Source organism: Paenibacillus sp. J22P218, assembly GCF_056269195.1.
In genome coordinates this window covers 332,847-353,787 of sequence record NZ_JBWDNL010000004.1, presented here as the reverse complement: position 1 = coordinate 353,787, position 20,941 = coordinate 332,847, and the positions used below count along the sequence as shown (strand labels likewise).

Below are 20,941 nucleotides of genomic sequence, written 5' to 3'. Positions count from 1 at the left end.
TACATTGTGTGATCGCTTTTGGGACAACTCCTTTTTTGCGTGCTTTGCTTTTATTGACGCAGTTCGCCAGGTCCCGTCGTGTGCTCCTCCTTCGACTTCAAGAGCGGCTCGATGGCGAAGGCGATGCGGAAGCGAAGGCTTTCCATCGGATCCTTCAGTTTAATGCCGGACAGCTTCTCGCATTTCTCCAGGCGATAGACGACCGTATTGCGATGCACGAACAGCTGCTTCGACGTTTCGACGAGCTGACACTGCGTGTCGTAAAACACGCTTAACGTGCGCAGCAGCTCGCTTCGCTCATTGTCCTCGATTTGTCCAAAACACTGGAACGTTTCCTCGTAGAACTGCTTCAACTCGTCATAAGGAATCATTCGGAACAGGTAGCCGATATCCTTCGATTGATAGGACTGCACGAATCTCGTTTTTTTCATCTGATAGCCGATCTGCAGCGCTTTGGCCGCTTCGGCGTACGACGTGCCAATATCGAGCACGCCTGTGACGGGATTGCCGATGCCGAGCGACAGACTCAGGCCCGTTTGCAGATACAACTGGTCGGTCATGAGTCCGAGCTGCTTGAGGAAGTCGTTTTCCTCCCAATTTGACTCTTGGATGAAAAGCAGCAAGCCGAACAGATCGTTTTTGGTGAACATGACAAAGGAATGGCTGAGCTGTGCGAATTGGCGTTTGATGAGCTCGTATTGCATGTCTCTCTCCGAGATGAGGCGCTCATCTGACGGATGACTAGCCGGCATCGTCGTCATTCCGCCGCCAGGCGGACTTGCTGGATCATCCTTGCGTCCTGTCATAACGAGCCATGTTCCTTGCGGCTTCAGGCCGTATTTCTTGCCTCGGTGGAGCGCTTCTTGTTCCGATCCAATGAATCCGTCTATCAAGTCGGAGAAAAACTCGTTTTTGTACCTTCGGGATCTTTCCTTAACAGCCTGTCGTTTCGTCATTTCCATCCCGATAACGTTCGATGCCTGCTCGATGGTGAGGCCGTACAGGCTGGAGGGCGCATGATCGCGTTGAAACGAAATGAGACAGCCCTCGTGACGGTAGGTGTGAACAGGGTAAAAGGTCATATTGCGGTATTCCGCATGTGCAGGATTCAACAGGCAAAGCGAAGCCGTTTCCGCCAGTGAAGGTACGGAGGCAAGCGCTGCGGTTACTGCGTCTTGAAGCGGCCGCAGTGCGCCGTCACGGAAGTGGTCGGATTGCGAGACGATCTGGAGCTTGCTGCTAAGAAGCAATACCGGTGAGGACAGCAGACGGGCAAGCGCCGAGACGATGTCGTCGATGCCTTTGCCTTTCATGATCATTTCGGAAAATTGCTTGTGAATGTGGAGCGCATATTGCAGCTCATGGTTTTTGTTGTCCAGGATGACGCTGGTCGACCGCTGCAAAATTTCGCCGAGCGAGAGCTCCACCGCTGATATTTCGATGACGGGAAATTGCAGCCGCTCGGCTTCGTCCAGCACTTCCTGCGGAATGTCGAGAGCGAAACGTTTCGTCTTGACCGCAATTCCAGAGCATTTCAGCCGATTCATATCCCGCATAAGCTCCAATAGCGTAGACGGACCCTCCTTCATGAAATAGCCGTTCGTGAGCAGCAGCTCGCCCGGTCGGAGGAAATGAATAATATCGGGCGCATCCATAATATTGACCGTGTTCACGTTGCGCGACAAACCGCCGTGTCCGGCAAGTACATGCGACTTGGCAAAAATATTGACCTCCAACAACTCTTCTAGCAGCATCGGTATCACCTCTTAAATGTTCTCTTATGATATAAAAACTAACATCATTGGATGCGTGTGTAAAGTTCATATTGGATCAATCGTATAATGATCGAACATTATTTTGGATCATACGAACAATGACAAGAGGGACGGCAGCCGTTATGCTCTTTTTATAGAAGTACACGTTAGATAATATGACATTAAAAATGATATCAATCGTCCGGGGGCGAGTGAATTGCTGGATGTGCTGATTAACGGGGCCAGGCTGCCGAGTGAAGATCGGTTAATGGACGTTGGCGTGAGGAATGGCTTAATCGTGTACGTGGAGCCTAGCGGGAGTAATATCGCTCCTGCGGCTAAGACGGTGGAGAATGGCCATGGCGGCGTCCTGCTGCCGGGTTTGGTCGAGCCGCATATTCATCTGGAGAAGGCGTATCTGCTATCGCGGATGGAAAGAGAGGCGGCTTCGCTGAAGGAAGCGATCGCGATGACGGCGGATATGAAGCATAGCTTCACCCGGTCAGATATGAAGGAGCGTTCGCTCGCTGTTATACGTGAGGCGGTTCGGAACGGCGTGACGCATATGCGCTGCCATGCCGAGGTAGACCCCATTCTCGGATTAACCGCGTTCGAAGCCGCACTTGAGCTGAAGGAGCAGGTTCGGCATGCGCTTGATCTGCAGATCGTCGTGTTCCCGCAGGAGGGGATCTCCAAGAGCCCGGGAACAACGGAGCTGATGGAGGAAGCGCTTCGGCTGGGCGGAGACGTTGTGGGCGGAATTACGTATCAAGATGCCGATCTTGACGGGCATTTGGATTGCGTATTCGGGTTAGCGGAGAAATACGGCAAGCCGCTCGATTTTCACGCTGACTTCTCCGATAATCCGGAGCAGGTCGCCATCGTAGGCATCGCGGAGCGGACAATCGCATCAGGGATGCAAGGACTAGTGTCGGCAGGACATGTGACCTCGCTTGGATCAATGCCCTATGAACAAGCGGCTGCGGTAGCGGAGCTGATCGGAGTAGCGGGCGTTCATATTATGAGCCTACCCGCCACTGATTTGTTCATTAACGGCAGGGGCGATCGCGAGAAGCCGCGAAGAGGGCTTACTCCGGTTCGCATGCTGATGGAGAAGGGCGTGAACGTCGTCATCGGCGTCAACAACGTGCGCAATCCGTTCACGCCGTTCGGCAAGGCGGATCCGTTGGAAACGGCGTGGCTGCTGGCGGTAACCGCTTATATGGGCGGCGAGTCCGATGCGAAGCGATTGATACGCATGTTGACGTATGGCGCGGCAGGTGCGTTGGGTCTCACCGATTATGGTTTGCGTCTGGGTAAAGCGGCAGATATGGTGCTATTCGGGGAATCGTCGGAGCGGGATATTTTGCTGAACAAGCCGGAGAGCCGCACAGTGTGGAAGCGCGGTGTGAAGGTAGCCGACTCGCGAACAGTAAGCACTTTGATAGGGGTTTAAGGATTGGCCAAATAAACATTACATATAAGGGAGTGGATGAGAGATGAGAAAGACGGTTGGAACGAAGGTTATGCTTGTGATGTTGGTTGCAATGATGATGTGGGTGCTGGCTGCTTGCGGGGGCGGCGGGAACACGAAAGAAACGACAGAAACAACAGCGGGTACCGAGAGCAACAAACCGGCAGAGACGAGCGCGAGCAAGGAACCGATTCTGATCGGCGTATCGACGGAGGCGACAGGCGATAACGCGATGAATTCCATTAACCTGTATCAAGGCGTACAGGTAGCGGTCGATCAAGTGAATGCCAAAGGCGGCATTAACGGCCGGCTTGTTGAGCTCGTCGTGCGCGATACGGAGCAAAATCCGACGCGCGGCATCAGCATCATCCGCGATTTCGGTCAGAAGGAGAAAGTGCATGCGGCAATCGGGGGTTTCTACAGCACGGTTATGCTAGCCCAGTCGCCGATCATCATGGAAGAGAAATTCCCGTTCATGGTTGCTACTTCTAATGTTCCGGCTTCGGTTGAAAGCGGCATGCCTTGGACGTTCGGCGTCCGTATGAACGCCAACATTACCGCGAAATACGCGCTTAAGTTTATCGAGGAGCATTTCGGCACGAACAAGATCGCGATTTTGCACGAAAACGGCGGTTATGGCAAAGGCGCGGCGGCGGCAATGACGAAGGCGCTTGAAGAAGCGGGCTTGAAGCCGGCAGCGGTGGAGTCGTTCGACAACGCGAAGGATAAAGATATGACCGCTCAAGTGAACCATGCCAAGGAAGCGGGCGCGGAAGTCATTTACTTGTTCGGCCAAGGCGCGGGCAACGGTTATGTGATGCAGGCGATGGATAAGCTCGGCTGGAAGGTGCCGATCGTCGGCGAGAACGGCATGGCCAACAAAGGCGCTCAGGAGGTCGGCAAAGAGCTTGCCGAAGGAACGTACGCGATTCAGACAGCCAACTTCAACGTAGAGCAGACGCGCGAGCCGGCTAAAGTGTTTTTGGAGGATTTTACAGCCAAATTCGGACATATCCCTACGACTTTCGCTTCTGCGGCGCAAGGCTATGACGGTGCGATGATGCTGTTCCAAGCGATTGGCGCTGCCGAGCTGACCGGCGATTTGAAGAAGGACCGCGAAGCGATCAAGAACAAGCTCGAGACGGGCTTCGGCGCATACAGCGGCGTTATTAAGGATTGGGAGCAGCCGTTCACAACCGACAATCACGACGCCATCGATATCAACTCCTATCTCATGTGCGTGTGGAAAGACGGCAAGCTGATCATCTCCGATAAGCAGTAACGAACGGACTTCACTTCAACTTCACAGACCTATGGAAATGAGGGATAGACATGTCGCTGATCCTGCAGCTTGTAATTAGCGGGTTATCGGTAGGCTGCTTGTACGCCCTGATCGCGCTCGGCTACAGCTTGACGTACGTCGTCAACGGAACGCTGAACATGTCACAGGGACAGCTGGTTATGCTTGGAGGAGTGCTCATGTTCGGCTTTGCCGGAACGGGGCAGCTCCCCTTCTTCTTAGCGTTCGTGCTGGCTGCGCTGTTGGTCGGGCTGCTTAATCTCGGTATCGAGAGGTTGGCCATCCGCAAGTTCGACAAAGGCGCCAATTCGATCGAATGGGTGCTGAGCACAATCGCGGTCGGCATTATTATTCAAGATGTGGCTTTATATTTCAACGGCCCGGATGAAGGCGTTACGCCTTCTCCGGTCGGCGATCAGATGCTTCGGCTGTTCGGCGCGGGCATTTACTGGAAAGAGTTTGTGTTTCTGCCCGTCGTCGGCATCCTGCTCGTCCTGCTTGTTTTGTTTTACAAAAAATCGCATTGGGGCTTGTGGCTGCGCGCAACGGCCGACAATCGGACGGCCGTGGAAATCATGGGCATCAGCAGCAACCGGATCGTAGCCGTCGCTTATGTATTAAGCGGCTTGCTTGCCGGAATTGGCGGCGCTTTGATGTCCACCAACTACGCGGTATCGGTCGATGTGGGCTTGCCGCTCGGGCTTAAAGCGATCTCGGTGGCGATATTGGCTGGCGTCAACAATCCGAAGGGCATCGTGGCGGCGGGACTGCTGCTCGGCATCGGCGAGGTGTTCATCGGCCAATATATTTCGACGGCCTTCCGTGAGATGTTCGTATACGGCCTTGTCATTCTTGTCCTTTATTGGAGGCCGATGGGGCTGTTCAACGCCCGCAAAAGCATCGTGAAAGTGTAAGCGTAAGTGTAATGTCGGACAATCAGGGGGAGCGCAGATGAACACAGTGTTGCGCAAAAGCATGAACTACCGGGGGGCCGCCGGCTGGGCTGCCGCGCTGGCGGCGTTGGCGCTGTTAACCGCCGGCCCGTGGCTGGTAGATACGTATTATTTGAATTTGATGTTCATGATCGGCATCTTCGTCATCACCTGCGCGGGGATGAATATCATCATTGGTTATTGCGGCATCGTCTCGATCGGCCATGCAGGCTTAATGGCGATTGGTGCGTATACGTCTTCATATCTAAGCACCAAATACGGCTTGTCGTTCTGGCTTGTTGCGTTGATCGGCATTGTAGCTTCACTAATTATAGGCAGCTTAATTGCGATTCCGACCATTAGGGCGGGCGGCGTATACTTATCAATGATTACGATTGCGTTCGGCGTCGTCATTCACGAGGTGCTGATCCGCTGGGACGGCGTTACAGGCGGACCGCTCGGCATCTCGGGTATACCGAAGCCGCAGATAGGGAGCTACACGTTTGATTTAAAGGGTATGTACTTGCTCGTGCTTATCATCGCGCTGGCCGCGCTGCTGCTCGTGCGCAATCTGCGTCGCTCCTCCTGGGGAAGAGCGATGATCGCAACCAAAGAAAACGAAATTGCCGCCGCTTCGCTCGGCATTCGCAAGTTCAAGGCGCAATACGTCGGCTTTGCGATTAGCTCCGTGCTTGCGGGTCTAGCAGGGGCGATCTATGCGCATACGAATAGCTTTATTAGCCCGGATACGTACCATTTTCCGACGTCGGTCCAGCTCGTGCTGATCGTTATTCTCGGCGGAGCGGGGAGAATGCTCGGACCGGTCATTGGAGCGGCGATCATCGTTTTCCTGCCGGAGCTGCTCGACATGGAGAAGCTGCGCATGGCGTTATACGGCGGCATTATGTTCGCGGTGCTGTATTTCTTGCCCAAAGGGATTGCCGGTACGATTGCCGGTTGGGTTGGCGCTAGGCTGGAAGCTTACATGGGGCCGGCGGAAACGGAAGCTAGGGATAGTTCCCTTGCCGATTCGAAGCTGTTCCCGAACGCTGCCGCCCCGAGGGCTGTAGGTGAAGCGATGCTTGTGTTGGAGGGCGTCAACAAACATTTTGGCGGGCTGCATGCGCTGAAGGATATCGACATAACGATAAAAGCAGGCGAGGTGCATTCGTTGGTAGGGCCGAACGGCGCGGGTAAGACGACGCTGCTGAACGTGATATCGGGTCTGTACAGCGCGGAGGAGGGACAATTTCTTCTGAAAGGGCAGCCGCTTGTGCCGCGTTCGTTGTCTTCCGTCTCGGAGCTCGGCATTGCTAGAACGTTCCAGCATTCACGGCTATTCAAGGAATTATCGGTGGTCGAAAATGTGATGACGGGCGTAGCGCGAAGCCAGCGCAGCGGAATCGCGGAGGCGCTTCTGCGCACGCCGGGACAGCTCCGCAAGGAGAAGGCGATGCGTGCCAGAGCGCATGCGCTGCTGGATTTGATCGGCTTCGAGGGCGGCAGGGATTTGCCTGCAAACCAACTGCCTTACGGCCATCAACGCATGGTGGAGATCGCCCGCGCCTTGGCTACGGAGCCTAGTTTGCTGCTGCTCGACGAGCCGGCTGCGGGTATGACGGCTGCGGAGATCGAACACTTGGAGCGGCTGCTGCAGAAGCTGGTCAAGGGCGGCATCACCGTTATTTTGATCGAGCATCATATGGACTTCGTTCAGCGTGTATCGGATACGGTGACGGTGCTCGACTTCGGCCGTGTTATTGGCACGGGCAGTCCGGACCAGATGCTGAATGATCCGCGCGTCATCCGCGCTTATCTGGGCGAAGAGGAGGAGGTGGCGGCCGGTGCTGAGCATTAAAGGACTGCATGTGCGATACGGCGCGATTCACGCGCTGAAGGGAATCGATCTTGAAGTAGGCGAAGGCGAGATCGTCGCTGTTATCGGCTCGAATGGCGCGGGCAAGACGACGCTGCTGCAATCCGTGTTAGGACTTGTGAAGCCGGGCGGAGGGACAGTGACATTCGAGGGCAAAGATATTACGGGGTTGTCCGCCAGTCGAACCTCTAATCTTGGCGTCTCGCTCGTTCCCGAGGGGCGCGAGGTATTCGGGACGTTGTCCGTACTCGAAAACTTGCGGATGGGACTGAAACAGAAGATAGGTTCCGTCTCGCGCGCTCAGTTCGACAAGGAGCTGGAGCTTGTGTTCGAGCGGTTTCCGCGCTTGCATGAGAGGCGCCATCAACTCGCCTTCACTTTGAGCGGCGGCGAGCAGCAGATGCTCGTGCTGTCGCGGGCAATGATCAGCAAGCCAAAGCTGCTGCTTCTCGATGAACCGTCGCTGGGATTAGCGCCGATTATCGTGAACGAAATATTCGCGACTATCTCCGAGCTTAGCCGGGAAGGCGTATCGATTCTGCTCGTGGAACAAATGGCGCACAAAGCGCTGTCGATAGCGGGAAGAGGGTATGTTATAGATAACGGAACGGTGGCCATGCACGGCCCGGCGGCAGCTTTGCTAGGTGACGAACGCATGATCAAGGTTTATTTAGGCGTACATTAATGGAAATTATAATCGCGAAAGGTGATGCAGCATGAAACGAACAACAATAAACCGCATTCGCATTGGCGAAGACTTATATAATATGACGATTGATCGAGAGCTAGGCGTTATTACAAGCTTGGAGAAAAATATCGGCGGGAAAGTGGCTGGCGGAACTGACGAGGCCGGAGGAGAAGAAGCGCTGGATGCGGGTGGGTTGCTATACTTGCCTGCCATGAGCGACATGCACGTCCATCTCGATAAGCATTTTCTCGGGGAACCGTGGAAGCCGCTGCAACCGTTCGTGACGCTGCCTGGACAGCTTGCTTTCGAGAAAGCGATGATCAAGACGATGCCGACGACTGCCGCGGATCGGGCAAGGCGTCTCATCGACCTGCTGCTGAGTCATGGCACGACGAAGATCCGGACGCATGTCGATGTCGATCCGGTGATCGGCATCTCCCATCTGGAGCATGTGCTGGCGGTGAGGGAGGAGTACCGGGGCGTGATGGAGATCGAGATCGTCGCATTTCCGCAGCAGGGGCTGCTGCGCTCCGATTCCGTCAAGGTCATGAAGGCAGCGCTGCGCGCCGGAGCCGAATATGTCGGAGGGGTCGACCCGGCAGGGTTGGACCGTCAAGTCGACTTCAGCCTCGAGACCATGTTCGAGCTGAGCTCGGAATTTGGCGCAGGCGTCGATCTTCATCTTCACGATCCCGGCCATCTCGGCTTGTACACGATCAGCCGCTTCGGCGACTTGACGGTTCAAGCGGGCAAAGGCGGACGTACGGCTGTTAGCCATGCGTATTGCCTAGGCCAAGTGACGGAGGCCGAATCGCGGGATCTGGCACAGAAGCTTGCGGCGGACGACGTCGCCATTATTACGAGCGTGCCGATCGATCGGCCGATGCCGCGCATCGATCAGTTAATCGCCGAAGGCGTGCGCGTTCACGTCGGCTGCGACAATATTCTAGATGCATGGAGCCCGTTCGGCAACGGCGATCTGCTTGCAAGGGGCTCGAGGCTGGCCGAGAAGCTCGGCTGGATCGTCGACGAGGATCTGCTGCGGACGTATCCGCTCATCTCTTCGAATCCGCTCTTGCCGAAGGCGGGGGACCCCGCCAACTTTATGCTCGTGGACGCCATGAATCCGAAGCATGCGATTGCTCTTGCACCGCCTCGCGAAGCGGTGTTCTCCGCCGGCAAGCTGGTTGGCGGCAGGTGGAAGGAAGCGGCCGAACGTTTCGTTGCACCCGCTGCTTTGACCAGCTTATAATGATACTCTTCAGAAGCACGGCCAGACACCAATCAAGTTAGGTGTTTGGCAAGTGCTTTTTTGTTTGCGTTCTTGGACATAATAGAAGCGCAGAACAAGGGATTATTTTCTATGTTGACATGAAACCAAATGGTTTCATATAATGAGAGGGCATAAGATATGAAACCATTTGGTTTCATATTATTGGGTTTTAGAGTGGACAAGCTCATTCGTCATTAGAACATTGGAGGTTATACTTTATGGGAGACAACATTCATACACAAGACAAGTTGCCGGATATTCGCCAGACGGTTTTGTTGAAAGCGCCGATAGAAAAAGTATGGAAGGCCGTATCTAGTGCAGAAGGCATTGCGGCTTGGTTTATGCCGCCGAGCGATTTTCAGACGGAGGTCGGCTTCGAATTTCATTTGAACGCAGGTCCATACGGTCAATCGCCTTGCAAGGTGACGGAGGTCGATCCGCCGAACCGTTTATCGTTTAATTGGGGCAAAGATTGGACCTTGACGTTCGAGCTGGCCGAGGTGCAGGGCGAGACAGAATTCACGCTCATCCACGGCGGGTGGACAGCCGGCATGGCGACCGAGTTCGGCGAACCGCATGACATCGTGCGAGGCAGAATGGAGCAAGGCTGGTCTGGCATTGGGCAGAAGCTCCGCGGCTATGTAGAGGAATAAGATGGCTGAACCGCAGCCGAAGCATGATGTGTTTCAAGCGATAGCCGACCCGACGCGGCGCAAGGTGCTGGAGCTGTTGGGCGATGAGGAACTGCCGCTAAACGCTATCAGCGGACACTTTGCGATGAGCCGTACGGCCGTGTCGAAGCATCTCCGCGTCTTATCGGACGCCGGACTCGTGAAGGACCGGAAGGTCGGGCGCGAGACGCGCTACCGTCTAGACCCCGATCCGCTTAGAGAGCTGAAGCGCTGGCTGGCGTTTTACGAGCGCTTCTGGGATAACAAGCTCGCCGCGCTCAAGCGTTATGTGGAATCGGAGGATACGGATTCCGATTCCGATTCGCCGGCCAATAACGGTATTACGGGCAACTAAATAGCTACGCATATGAAAAACCGCCTCATTAGTTCGATTTCGGGACACTAATGGGGCGGTTTATTGTTTGCGGTACGAAAAACGGCTATTTAGTTCGACAAAATGCCGTTACATGCACTGTGAGCTATTATTTCCGCAGCATAGACAAGTCAAAGTCCGGAACGAGACCTTCAGCAGCCGCGCGTCCAAGCAGTGCTTCAACGGCTGAATAGCCGTCTTCACCGAGGTTAGCAGTGAACTCGTTCACGTATAGATCGATGTGCGACTGAGCAACATCTTCCGATAGCTCTTGAGCATGCTCCATCACATAGCCGCGTGACGCGCCGGGATGCGCCCAAGCGTACTCGACGGAAGAGCGAATCCAGCCTGCTAAAGATTCGGCATCTAACGAGCGCTTAGCGATGATGGCGCCAAGCGGGATAGGCAGGCCTGTATCCTCTTCCCACCAGCTTCCGAGATCGGCGAGCTTGCTAAGGCCGTAATTCGGATAGGTGAAGCGGGCTTCATGAATGACGAGCCCGGCGTCGATTAGGCCGTCGCGTACGGCAGGCATAATCTCGTGGAAAGGCATGACGACGATTTCGCCGACCCCTCCCGGCACTTGTTGCGCAGCCCATAGGCGGAATAGCAAGTATGCCGTCGATCGCTCGCTAGGAACAGCGACTCGTTTGCCTGCTAGCGCAGCTGGGCCGCCCTTGCCATCTTTGGTTAGCACAAGCGGTCCGCAACCGCGGCCCAGCGCGCCTCCGCACGGCAGCAGCCGATAGTCGTTCAGTACCCATGGCAGGGCGGCGTATGAGATTTTCATAACCTCAGGGCCTTCCGCACGGGCAGCCCAGTTGTTCGTAATGTCGATATCCGCATACGTTACGTTAAGCTCCGGTGCTCCTGGCACTAAGCCATGCGCCAAAGCATGGAATACGAATGTGTCGTTGGGACACGGGGAATAAGCGATATTCATTCCAACACCTCCAGTATTGCGGCACTTGCCGCTTCAAGCGCAGCGAGCGCTTCGCCGATGCGCCATGCGGCGCGGTCGCGCGGACCGACGGCGTTCGAGATCGCGCGCAGCTCCGTGAACGGTATGGCTAGCCGCTGCGCGGCGACGGCAACGCCGTAGCCCTCCATCCCTTCCGCTGCGGCGCCGGGAATGCGGGCTGCATGCGCCGCAGCAGTCGCGGCGCTGCCGGTTGCCGTCGAGACGGTCAAGGCGGGAGCGAGCACCGCCGACAAGCCAGCAGCTTGGATCGCGTCATAGATGCGGCGACTCCAAGCGGGGTCAGCTTCAAGGCGAGCCGTGCCGAAGCCTAGTTCGTCCACGCTGATGAAGCCTTCCTGCGACTCGGCGCCGAGATCGGCGGCAATAATCTCGTCGGCTACGACGAGCGTACCGATGGCGGCAACGCCGTCAAAGCCGCCGCCGATGCCCGCGCTAATGACGAGTCCATAGGGCTCGTCGGCGGCAGCAAGGGCGGCCGCAGTACTCGCCGCCGCATAAGCAGGGCCGACGCCAGCAGCTATGACGTCGGCCTTCGTGTTGCCTCCAAGGCCGCGCAAGACGGCGTCCTTCTCGGCATCTACCGCCGTAACGATCAACACGCGCGTTCCGCGGCTCTGTTGTTCTTCGTTAGGGCTATGATTAATGTTGGTCACGGGGTAACTTCCTCCTTCACAGAAACGGATACTACATATCTATCTTCTAATAATATCACTCGCTAGAAAGGGTGTCCAAATCTCGCCTATCCGATCGTAATCTTTCCTTCCGGGAACCGGTACAGTTCCTTCTTGGAGCGCGAGTTGAGAGCGAAGGCGAGCGTTACCGGACCCAAACGGCCGACGAACATAAGCAGGATGATGATGACTTTGCCTGCTTCGGATAAATGCGACGATAAGCCGGAGGACATGCCGACCGTACAATAGGCTGACGTCGCTTCGAACAGGATTGCGAGGAACGAGCCGGTCTCCGTAATGGACAGCAGCATGGCGGCCGAGCAAATAATGGCGAAGGAAATCATGGTCAGCATAATAGCTTGATGGATCTGCTGCTTCGCTATACGGTAGCGGAACAGGACGATATCCTCTTTGCCCCGTATCATGGCAATCATGGCCCCGACTAATATCGCGAACGTTGTGACGCGAATACCGCCGCCCGTAGAGCCGGGCCCCGCCCCGATGAACATCAGAATAATGAGGAAAAACTGTGTTACCTCGCGCAGCAAGCTGGGATCGAGGGTGCTTAGTCCAGCTGACCTGGCTGTTACCGATTGGAACAACGAGCCAAGCACCTTGCCGCTTCCGGACAAAGGCTGCAGCGTTAAAGGGTTAGAGAACTCCAGCAAAAGGATAACGACTGCGCCTACGAATGTAAGTACACCGGTTACGGATAAGACAACCTTACTATGCAGGCTGAACTTCTTGTGCTTCGGATAGGTCAGCAATTCCGAAATAACGATGAATCCGATCCCCCCGAAGAAAATGAGGAGCATCGAGACGATGTTGACGAACGGATCTTCTACATAATGAATGAGGCTGGCAGCCCGCTCGGGGAATTGCCCGAAGAGGTCGAAGCCGGCATTGTTGAAGAAAGAGACGCTATGGAATACGCCGAAGTACAGCGCTTGGCCGACCGGCATCTCGAGCATGAAGTAGCCGCTAAGCAGGACAGCACCTGATAGTTCGATGCTAAGCGCGTACAGAAGCACCTTGCGGACCATCTTGACGATGCCTTCCGTAGAGCCGTAATTCATCGATTCTTGCAGCACGAGACGTTCGCGGAACGATATTTTCTTCTTGAACAACAGGGCGAACAAGGTCGCCATTGTCATAAAGCCGAGTCCGCCGATCTGGACGAGAATAATGACGACAACCTGGCCGAAGGTGGAGAAGTGCGTCCCCGTATTCAATATCGTCAGCCCCGTTACGCAAGCGGCAGACGCCGAAGTGAACAGCGCGTCCAAAAAAGAGATTTGCTGATCTCCTGTATAAGCGAACGGGCGTGACAGCAATTGCGCGCCGATCATAATAATGACGACGAAGCCGAACAGCATGACTTGCGGAGGGCTCGGTCGAAAACGTAATTTTTTACGAAGGGAAGCGGCGATCTTCATGGTGTCAATTCCACCTGTCTCTTTCCGGTTATTATGGGTAAAAATTGATTATAACATGTAGATAGTCTGCTAGCTTCCAGTGCTTGAGGCCGCTATTTCGTCGTGGGCTTCGATACGGTCTGCGGCGATGACGCGATTTCGGCCGTTGCGTTTCGCATCGTATAGCGCGTTATCGGCCTCTTGAAGCAGATATTCGAGCGGCAATGTCGATTGGTAACTTTCTGTTACGCCGAAGCTGGCTGTGATCGATATCGTATTGGCTCCGCTTACTAAAGGGGTAGAACTGATCTTTTCTTTTAATTGCTCGGCGATCTGAAGAGCTTGTTCTAGCGAGGTGTTAGGCGCGCATAGAACGAACTCTTCGCCGCCGTAACGTGCAAAATAGGCAGAGGGCTCTATAATGCTATTTACGAGGCTGACAACATGCAAAAGAGCAAGATCGCCCATGCTATGGCCGTAGCGATCGTTAATCGCTTTGAACAAGTCGATATCGAGAAGAATAATCGACATAGGCGTACCGCTTGTTATCGCATGCTCCAATTGTTTATTGGCAATCTCCATAAAGTGAGTCCGGTTATATAAGCCCGTTAGTCCGTCTCTCTCCGCAAGGCGCCGCAGCTTGTTCTGAAGCTGCATATGCTCGGTCATATCGATCATAACGATGGTTCGGCCGGCGACATCGCCTTTTGTATTCAACAGCTTGGAGGAGCGAAGGCGATAGTAATGGGTTTCGCCGCCTTTGATCCACTTCAATTCCTGCTCGTACTCCTGCTTCTGACCGTCATCCGTATCGTTGCCGAATACGCCAGTGTCTGCGCCGCGCTTCCATACCTGGTCGATCGGCTTGCCGATAGCTGCCGGATTTAGGGAAGGGATAAAGGCTATGGCTGCGCTGTTATAATCAACGATTCTGGCCGATAAATCTAGTACGAGCACGCCGTCGCGCATACTCTCGAATATATGATCCCTCGCTATCGGCGATACGGTCAACATGCCTACGGAAACGATAGCCCATATGTAGAGGGCCGATGTGATGCACATTACGATCGGTACAGGATCCATACCGAGAGGCGTCAAGCCGATTACGTAGAGGAAGGCTCCGAGCATAGGCAAAAGATGGCCGAGGATCATGATGAAGTTTTGCTTGTGGTAACCTGCTCTTGATTTGCGCATATGCACGACCAGCAAGAATATAGATGCCGCCAGGCATCCAAACGTATAAGCGCCATGAACGTAATACCATCTGCCAGGGACGATGTCGACCATCGGTGTCGGCGTATTTTCCCGTAAATAGAGCAGCTTGTAAAATAAATGATGGTAGTCGTTGGTCGTGTTCATAATGAGAGTAATAGTGGGAATGACGAATAGCAGCCAACTTCTGCGGAATGCGGCATAGGTGTGGATACCGATATAGTGGAAGACGAGCAGTAGACTGCAAGGCGCAATGAACGGCATGCCGAAGTATTCGATACTGAGCCAAAATCTGATTTCCTGCAGGGAGTCGCTCGATAACTCGAAGGCGAAGGCGAAGGTGTAAATAGCGCTGAAGATGGAGGACCAGATAAACGCTTTGGTTCCTGTGAAGTTGGTTTTCATGTAGTAAGCGTAGATGGCCAGCAGCACGCTAAGCACGCCGGAGATGATTACGAGAACGATGTAATCGTTTATGGACATATTCATTATTGGCTCCAGTACGTTCGTTATAAATAGAGTGTAGCACATTCGTGCGCCAAAAAGTATTAGAAGAACCATGGCGAAAAATAGAATAATTTGTGCGAATATGGGGAATATTGTGTCAAATGTCCCATGAACAAGCTGTCATAAATTGCTATAATAGAAGAGCGAGTAGTTTCGGAGGTATTCGCAGACTGCTTCAACCATGATAGGTTGGAAGAAAGGAAGTTGATTAATAATATGCGAAAAATTAGACAGAAGATTGTCAATTTTAATTATACGAAAATAGGATTTCTAGTTCTTATGGTTGTAATGCTTATTTCATCGATATTTCAAGTCGCAGGAACTGAGCAAGTGAAGGCCGCGACGACGATGCCACCGTCGGGGCCGACCGGAAAGGCTTATTACGTAGCGACAACAGGAAGTGACGCGAACCCCGGTACGTTGAACGCCCCGTGGAAAACGATCCAAAAAGCGGCGAATACGCTGGTTGCAGGGGAGATCGTTTATGTCAGAGGAGGAGTCTACAAGGAGTTTGTGACCATCAAAAAGTCAGGCTCTCAAAGTGGGGGCTACATCACATTCCAAAACTACGATGGCGAGGTTCCTATTATTGACGGAACGGGGCTCACAGTAACCAGTTCGATAAATGCGTTGGTTTATTTGAATAATACCAGCTATATCGTCGTTAACGGATTCGAGGTGCGCAACTTGACTGCTTCGAGCAGTTCTCTTTACCCGGCTGGTATCCGTATAAATAACGGCGGCAACGAAAATTATATTTTGAATAATAACGTGCATCAGATCAAAAACACTTCAAGTAAAGGGAATGCTCACGGTATCCATGTTTACGGTAACAAAAGCACCCCGATAACGAATGTTCGCATTAGTGGCAACGAGGTCCATAATCTCGTTACGGGGTGGAGTGAATCGTTAACCGTGAGCGGCAACGTGGACGGGTTCTCGATAGACAATAACGAGGTTCACCATAACAATAATATAGGCATCGACGTAGCTGGTTTTTACGCCGCTTGTGCAAGTCCATGTTTTGACCAAGCGCGAAATGGCGTAATATCGGATAATGTCGTCCACCATATTGATTCCTCACAAAATCCAGCATACGAAGGCAGCAAGTCTGCACCGGGTATATACTCAGACGGAGCAACAAATGTTGTTATTGAGAGGAATCACGTATATGCCAATAATTTTGGTATAAGCTTGGCAAGCGAGAACAAGGGTAAGAACACGAGCAACATTACCGTTCAAAATAATTATATTCATCATAACTTGCGTGCCGGCATTATTATGGGCGGTTCAACTACGGCTAATGGCGGCGCTGTCAATAATCTGATTATCAACAATACAATGGTAGAAAACGATACGGGGCAGGAAGGTTTCGGAGAAGTTACTCTCCAGGAAAACAACTCAAACAATAAATTTGTTAACAACATATTCTATGCTGGTCCATCATTGCGATTCTTTCATAAGTTGAGCAAGAGCGGATCTGGAAATATCATTGACTATAACCTCATGTATAAAGCAGGAGGGGAGAATGGGAGCAAGTGGAGATGGCAAGGGACATCATACAACACATGGGATCAGTTTAAGGCTGCGACAGGATTCGATTCCAATTCCATATTCGCTGACCCCATGTTTGTCGATCAAAAAGCGAATGACATTCATATAAGCAGTGATTCTCCAGCCATAGATAAAGGAATACTAGACTTCGTGCGAGAAGTTTCGACCGATTATTACGGAATGGAAAGGGTACTTGGAACTTCGGTAGATATTGGTGCGTTCGAATCCAACTTCTCAACAGACCCAGGAACAGACCCAGGAACGGATCCAGGAACGGACCCAGGAACGGACCCGGGAACGGACCCAGGAACGGACCCGGGAACGGACCCAGGAACGGACCCGGGAACAGACCCAGGAACAGACCCAGGTACGAATCCAGGAACGGATCCAGGAACGGACCCAGGAACAGATCCGGGAACGAACCCTGGAACGGATCCCGTGCCGACTCCTGATATTACAGTGGACGGCGATGTGTCGGATTGGGATACTGTCGTTGCATTGGAGACAGGACCATCGAATGTAAGATCCTTAAAGGCATTCATGAACGATACGGATTTGAATTTGCTTGTAACTGGGAAGTCACTCACGAGCAAAGGACAGTTTTATATCAATACGGATAATGACAGCGGTACTGGTTTTAAGGTGTATCACTGGTCAACTAGCGGCGCGGATTATTTGATCGAAAATGGAATTTTGTACAAGTACAGCGGAAAAGGCGGCAGTGATTGGACCTGGACAGAAGTGAAATCCTATAAGAGCATCAAAAAATTTATAGTAAGCAGCACGGTACTTGAGGCTCAAATTGCATTGTCGGATTTAGGAGTAAGCGAGGGAGAAACAGTCTATATCGGATATGTATGGAAGGATTCCGATAGCAATAAGCTTTCGCTAGGTAAATCATTATTACCGGTTGGAAATTAATAGTGTGTGACCGTGGACCTCTTTAATCAACAGTGACAGCGCGGCTTTAATGAAGCGGACATTGAAACTGTTGATGATAAAAGAGGTCTTTTTTTTATTCAATGAAAAATATTTACGTCGGTAAATTGTCTGATTTTGTCGGTTTTTCATATAATAGATCGACTATACAATATTGGATGGTATAAACATTTCTCGTATGCTATCATAAGTGCACAAACGACATTTACGAAGCGTTTACAGCGAATATAGCAAAGCCGGGGTGAAGACGTGAAGGTCCTAGTGACAGGCGGATATGGGTTTATCGGATCACATGTAGCAGAACGGTTTAGTAAAGAAGGATATGAAGTATTCATACTAGATAACCTGTCTACGGGAAGCAAAGAAAATGTAACGATTAAGCATAAAGGATACTCCCTTTCTATAGAAGATCCAAAATGCGAAGAGGTCTTTCGCTCCAATCGTTTCGATGTAGTGGTGCATCTAGCGGCTCAAGTTAACGTTGGGGCCTCGATCAAAAATCCTAGACAAGATTCCGAATCAAACGTGCTAGGATTGGTTAATATGCTCACGTTATCGAGCAAATATAAGGTCAAAAAGTTTATATTCGCTTCTTCCGCGGCCGTATACGGGACGAATGATAGAGTCCCATTACTAGAAACGGAAGTTTGTGATCCCATTTCGCCATATGGCATTAGCAAGTGGGTTGGAGAATCTTATTGTGCGAAATGGAATGAGCTTTACAATTTAGAGACGCTTTGTTTTCGTTTTTCAAATGTGTATGGACCTAGGCAAGGAGGCTTGGGCGAAGGCGGCGTTATTTCGATATTTACGGATCGGATTTTAGCTGGACAACCGTTGTATGTTCATGGCGATGGCAGCCAAACCCGTGACTTTATCTACGTAGAGGATGTTGCATATGCGTTGTTTAGGGCTTCTAATTCATACCTAACAGGCATTTATAACTTATCTACGAATACGGAATGCAGTATTAATTCTCTTATTGATAAGTTCGGAAAACTGCAGGAAATAAAAAATGTAAATTACTCCGACAGCCGACCAGGCGACATTAAGCGATCGACGCTGAGCAATGAGAAGGTGAAGCGTGAACTTGACTGGACTCCGATGTTCGATATGGACGAGGGTCTTAGCAGAACTTATTCGTGGTTCTTACAACATCGCTCCACTGTAGAGAGTGCAGCATCGACCGTTGCAGAGCCATCGCGGGCCAAACTGGCACTTAAATCGTTTTTACCATATGGGGAAAATTTGGTAGCTTTTATTTTGACGGCATGGATTACAATTAACCAGCCTTATACTTCTTTCGGTTCAATTGATATTAAGCTTTTTTATATTACTGTTCTAGGCATTATGTACGGAAGCAGACAATCCATGCTTGCGGTTATGCTATCTATCGGACTATTTATATACGAGAAGCTATATGACGGAAGAGAACTTGTCTCTCTATTTTATAACCCTGATTATTTGTTTCAAATTGCAATCTATGTGTTTGTGGGGCTTGTCGTCGGCTATGCTATGGAGCGGAAAAATGGAAAGCTGCAAACACAGGAACAAAAGATTGAAGAGCTGCATAGCCGCTATGAATTTCTAAACAGCGTGTATAGCGAGGTTCGCGAGGTCAAGGATGAGCTTCAACAGCGAATTCTGAACACAGGCGACAGTTTTGGCAAAATGTACGCAGTAACGAAAGAACTGGAGAGCCTTGAACCCGAAGAAGTATTCATGGCTACCGTCAATGTTGTTAAATCCATTATGGGCGTGCAATCCGTATCGATATACACGGTTAACTCTAACCATTCCTACTTGCGTCTAGCTGCACATTCAAACGGGCAAGATGCTGGCGTAAGCAAATCTCTTCGCACGGACGAACATCCTTATATCGAAGCAATATTTGCGAACGGTAAAGTTTTTATCAATAGGGAATTGAAAGGCGATGTACCTCTAATGTCTGCTCCGGTTTATAGCAAGGGTACTGTGGCAGCTATTATTTCAATTGACGGAATGAATTTTGATAAGTTTTCGCTTTATCATCAAAATTTGTTTAAGATAACGGCCGATCTGGTGTCCTCTGCCCTATCCAGAGCGATAGCCTACACGGAAGCGTCTGAAAGTCAACGTTACGTTGAGGGCACAGCGATTCTAAAACCGGAAGTATTCCAATCTATCTTGCAAAGCAAGCAGCAAGCGTTCCAAAAATACAATATACCGTTCCTCTTGTTAAGAGGAAATTTAGATGGAATCTCTCTGCAGCATTATTCATCGCAATTAACTAGTCTTTTGCGGGAAAATGATTATATCGGATTGAATGCAGCCGGGGAAGTGATTGTGCTACTGTCCAATTCAGGATCGGAGGATGCCGAAAGCGTTTTGGCGAGATTCAATCGTCATCGACTAACACTGTATAGGCTTGACGGGGAGATTGCGAATGTTTGAGCTATATTACATAATCTACGTTCTTCTGTCAGCTGTAATTCTAGCGCTAGTTCACAAAGTTTCGTTTAAAGACTGGTTATTAAGAGTCATCATTGTATCGTTTTTACCCGTCATTGGATGGTTGCTACCTATTTGCTGGCCGAGAAGTTGGATTAAGCAAGATGATTCTAGGCTGGACGAATATATGACCGCTCAAAACCAAGAAGTATCTGTTCTACATGAAGGTATTTATTCTAAAGTTGAAGCAGAACGAGAGCTTGACGTTATTCCCATTGAAGATGCACTGCTTGTTAGCGATCATGGCGTCCGAAGAAAAGTCATGATAGACGTTCTGAAGCAGGATTCCATGCGTCATATGGAGCTTCTGCAGCAAGCGGTCAGCAACGAAGATTCAGAAACGTCTCATTATGCGGTAAGCGCGATTATGGAAATGAAGCGTAAACTGGCGATATCGCTACAGGAACTGTCTGTTCAGTATGAAACAGACAAACAAGACGAACATCTGCTGCTTACCTATACGGACGTCCTCAAGAAATTTATGAACAGCGGTTTTTTGGACGAGAGAACATTGCGTCAATACAAATTCACGTATTTATCAGTATTGCAAAGCCTAATTACAATTGCGCCAAATACCGAATTCGCCTATGCTGAAAAATTGAATACTGAGCTTGAACTTGAGCTTTATGTTGAGGCGGAAGAATCAGGGCTACTCTATATTAAGAACTTTCCACTGAGCGAAGAGGCATATCTTAGTCTTATGGTGGTGTATTTTTCCATGCGGTCGACGGATAAGCTGCAAGAAACATTGCTTAAATTAAAGGAGTCGCCGCTTAACTTATCTAATCGAGCGTTGACCTTGGTCCGGTTTTGGTCGGAAGGGGCATAAG

The 20,941-nt window shown here is 51.4% G+C and carries 16 protein-coding genes; 11 read left to right on the top strand and 5 right to left on the bottom strand.

Going from position 1 to position 20,941, the window contains the following annotated elements:
- Positions 1-50: 50 nt before the first annotated feature.
- The gene (locus AC0YN0_RS19670; RefSeq protein WP_475822765.1) at positions 51-1,754 is read right to left on the bottom strand and encodes a PucR family transcriptional regulator; all 1,704 of its coding nucleotides are present in this window, start codon (positions 1,752-1,754) and stop codon (positions 51-53) included.
- A 226-nt stretch (positions 1,755-1,980) separates the two neighbouring features.
- Between AC0YN0_RS19670 and AC0YN0_RS19665 the strand changes: the two genes are divergently transcribed.
- The 8 genes from AC0YN0_RS19665 to AC0YN0_RS19630 all read left to right on the top strand — a co-directional run bounded on the left by AC0YN0_RS19665 (position 1,981) and on the right by AC0YN0_RS19630 (position 10,323).
- Positions 1,981-3,210: an amidohydrolase family protein gene (locus tag AC0YN0_RS19665; protein WP_475823037.1), complete on the top strand. Its 1,230-nt coding sequence runs from the start codon at positions 1,981-1,983 to the stop codon at positions 3,208-3,210.
- 43 nt (positions 3,211-3,253) lie between these two features.
- Positions 3,254-4,510, top strand: a complete 1,257-nt coding sequence (locus tag AC0YN0_RS19660) for an ABC transporter substrate-binding protein (protein WP_475822764.1) — start codon at positions 3,254-3,256, stop codon at positions 4,508-4,510.
- Between the two features lie 50 nt (positions 4,511-4,560).
- The gene (locus AC0YN0_RS19655) at positions 4,561-5,442 is read left to right on the top strand and encodes a branched-chain amino acid ABC transporter permease (RefSeq protein ID WP_337100758.1); all 882 of its coding nucleotides are present in this window, start codon (positions 4,561-4,563) and stop codon (positions 5,440-5,442) included.
- Positions 5,443-5,479: 37 nt separating this feature from the next.
- The gene (locus tag AC0YN0_RS19650) at positions 5,480-7,318 is read left to right on the top strand and encodes a branched-chain amino acid ABC transporter ATP-binding protein/permease (RefSeq protein ID WP_475822763.1); all 1,839 of its coding nucleotides are present in this window, start codon (positions 5,480-5,482) and stop codon (positions 7,316-7,318) included.
- Entirely contained in the window at positions 7,305-8,021 is a 717-nt protein-coding gene (locus tag AC0YN0_RS19645) for an ABC transporter ATP-binding protein (protein WP_475822762.1), read from the top strand. Before AC0YN0_RS19650 ends, AC0YN0_RS19645 begins: the two co-directional genes overlap by 14 nt.
- Positions 8,022-8,052: 31 nt before the next feature.
- Positions 8,053-9,276, top strand: a complete 1,224-nt coding sequence (locus tag AC0YN0_RS19640) for an amidohydrolase family protein (protein ID WP_475822761.1) — start codon at positions 8,053-8,055, stop codon at positions 9,274-9,276.
- A gap of 239 nt (positions 9,277-9,515) precedes the next feature.
- Positions 9,516-9,950 (top strand): SRPBCC family protein, encoded by a 435-nt coding sequence (locus AC0YN0_RS19635; RefSeq protein ID WP_475822760.1) that lies wholly within the window; start codon positions 9,516-9,518, stop codon positions 9,948-9,950.
- Position 9,951: 1 nt separating this feature from the next.
- On the top strand, positions 9,952-10,323 hold the full coding sequence (locus AC0YN0_RS19630) for an ArsR/SmtB family transcription factor (protein WP_475822759.1): 372 nt from the start codon (positions 9,952-9,954) through the stop codon (positions 10,321-10,323).
- Positions 10,324-10,450: 127 nt separating this feature from the next.
- On the opposite strand, the gene AC0YN0_RS19625 is transcribed toward AC0YN0_RS19630, so the two are convergent.
- The 4 genes from AC0YN0_RS19625 to AC0YN0_RS19610 all read right to left on the bottom strand — a co-directional run bounded on the left by AC0YN0_RS19625 (position 10,451) and on the right by AC0YN0_RS19610 (position 15,104).
- Positions 10,451-11,284, bottom strand: coding sequence for a 1,4-dihydroxy-6-naphthoate synthase (locus AC0YN0_RS19625; protein WP_475822758.1), 834 nt, complete (start codon positions 11,282-11,284; stop codon positions 10,451-10,453).
- The gene (locus tag AC0YN0_RS19620; RefSeq protein WP_475822757.1) at positions 11,281-11,976 is read right to left on the bottom strand and encodes a futalosine hydrolase; all 696 of its coding nucleotides are present in this window, start codon (positions 11,974-11,976) and stop codon (positions 11,281-11,283) included. The genes AC0YN0_RS19625 and AC0YN0_RS19620 overlap by 4 nt, the downstream gene beginning before the upstream one ends.
- 86 nt (positions 11,977-12,062) lie before the next feature.
- Positions 12,063-13,430, bottom strand: a complete 1,368-nt coding sequence (locus tag AC0YN0_RS19615) for a TrkH family potassium uptake protein (RefSeq protein ID WP_442049380.1) — start codon at positions 13,428-13,430, stop codon at positions 12,063-12,065.
- A gap of 69 nt (positions 13,431-13,499) precedes the next feature.
- The gene (locus AC0YN0_RS19610) at positions 13,500-15,104 is read right to left on the bottom strand and encodes a histidine kinase N-terminal 7TM domain-containing diguanylate cyclase (protein WP_475822756.1); all 1,605 of its coding nucleotides are present in this window, start codon (positions 15,102-15,104) and stop codon (positions 13,500-13,502) included.
- Between the two features lie 303 nt (positions 15,105-15,407).
- Here AC0YN0_RS19610 and AC0YN0_RS19605 point away from each other — a divergent pair, with 303 nt between their 5' ends.
- The 3 genes from AC0YN0_RS19605 to AC0YN0_RS19595 all read left to right on the top strand — a co-directional run bounded on the left by AC0YN0_RS19605 (position 15,408) and on the right by AC0YN0_RS19595 (position 20,940).
- The gene (locus AC0YN0_RS19605) at positions 15,408-17,603 is read left to right on the top strand and encodes a choice-of-anchor Q domain-containing protein (RefSeq protein WP_475822755.1); all 2,196 of its coding nucleotides are present in this window, start codon (positions 15,408-15,410) and stop codon (positions 17,601-17,603) included.
- A 279-nt stretch (positions 17,604-17,882) separates the two neighbouring features.
- Positions 17,883-20,054 (top strand): NAD-dependent epimerase/dehydratase family protein, encoded by a 2,172-nt coding sequence (locus AC0YN0_RS19600; protein WP_475822754.1) that lies wholly within the window; start codon positions 17,883-17,885, stop codon positions 20,052-20,054.
- Positions 20,047-20,940: a hypothetical protein gene (locus AC0YN0_RS19595; RefSeq protein WP_475822753.1), complete on the top strand. Its 894-nt coding sequence runs from the start codon at positions 20,047-20,049 to the stop codon at positions 20,938-20,940. Before AC0YN0_RS19600 ends, AC0YN0_RS19595 begins: the two co-directional genes overlap by 8 nt.
- The last annotated feature ends 1 nt before the right edge of the window (position 20,941 follow it).

Coding starts and splice junctions, on each gene's coding strand:
- AC0YN0_RS19635 (WP_475822760.1), top strand. CDS start 9,516: ATGGGAGACAACATTCATACACAAGACAAGTTGCCGGATATTCGCCAG.
- AC0YN0_RS19640 (WP_475822761.1), top strand. CDS start 8,053: ATGAAACGAACAACAATAAACCGCATTCGCATTGGCGAAGACTTATAT.
- AC0YN0_RS19630 (WP_475822759.1), top strand. CDS start 9,952: ATGGCTGAACCGCAGCCGAAGCATGATGTGTTTCAAGCGATAGCCGAC.
- AC0YN0_RS19595 (WP_475822753.1), top strand. CDS start 20,047: ATGTTTGAGCTATATTACATAATCTACGTTCTTCTGTCAGCTGTAATT.
- AC0YN0_RS19610 (WP_475822756.1), bottom strand. CDS start 15,104: ATGTCCATAAACGATTACATCGTTCTCGTAATCATCTCCGGCGTGCTT.
- AC0YN0_RS19670 (WP_475822765.1), bottom strand. CDS start 1,754: ATGCTGCTAGAAGAGTTGTTGGAGGTCAATATTTTTGCCAAGTCGCAT.
- AC0YN0_RS19615 (WP_442049380.1), bottom strand. CDS start 13,430: ATGAAGATCGCCGCTTCCCTTCGTAAAAAATTACGTTTTCGACCGAGC.
- AC0YN0_RS19660 (WP_475822764.1), top strand. CDS start 3,254: ATGAGAAAGACGGTTGGAACGAAGGTTATGCTTGTGATGTTGGTTGCA.
- AC0YN0_RS19655 (WP_337100758.1), top strand. CDS start 4,561: ATGTCGCTGATCCTGCAGCTTGTAATTAGCGGGTTATCGGTAGGCTGC.
- AC0YN0_RS19605 (WP_475822755.1), top strand. CDS start 15,408: ATGGTTGTAATGCTTATTTCATCGATATTTCAAGTCGCAGGAACTGAG.
- AC0YN0_RS19650 (WP_475822763.1), top strand. CDS start 5,480: ATGAACACAGTGTTGCGCAAAAGCATGAACTACCGGGGGGCCGCCGGC.
- AC0YN0_RS19625 (WP_475822758.1), bottom strand. CDS start 11,284: ATGAATATCGCTTATTCCCCGTGTCCCAACGACACATTCGTATTCCAT.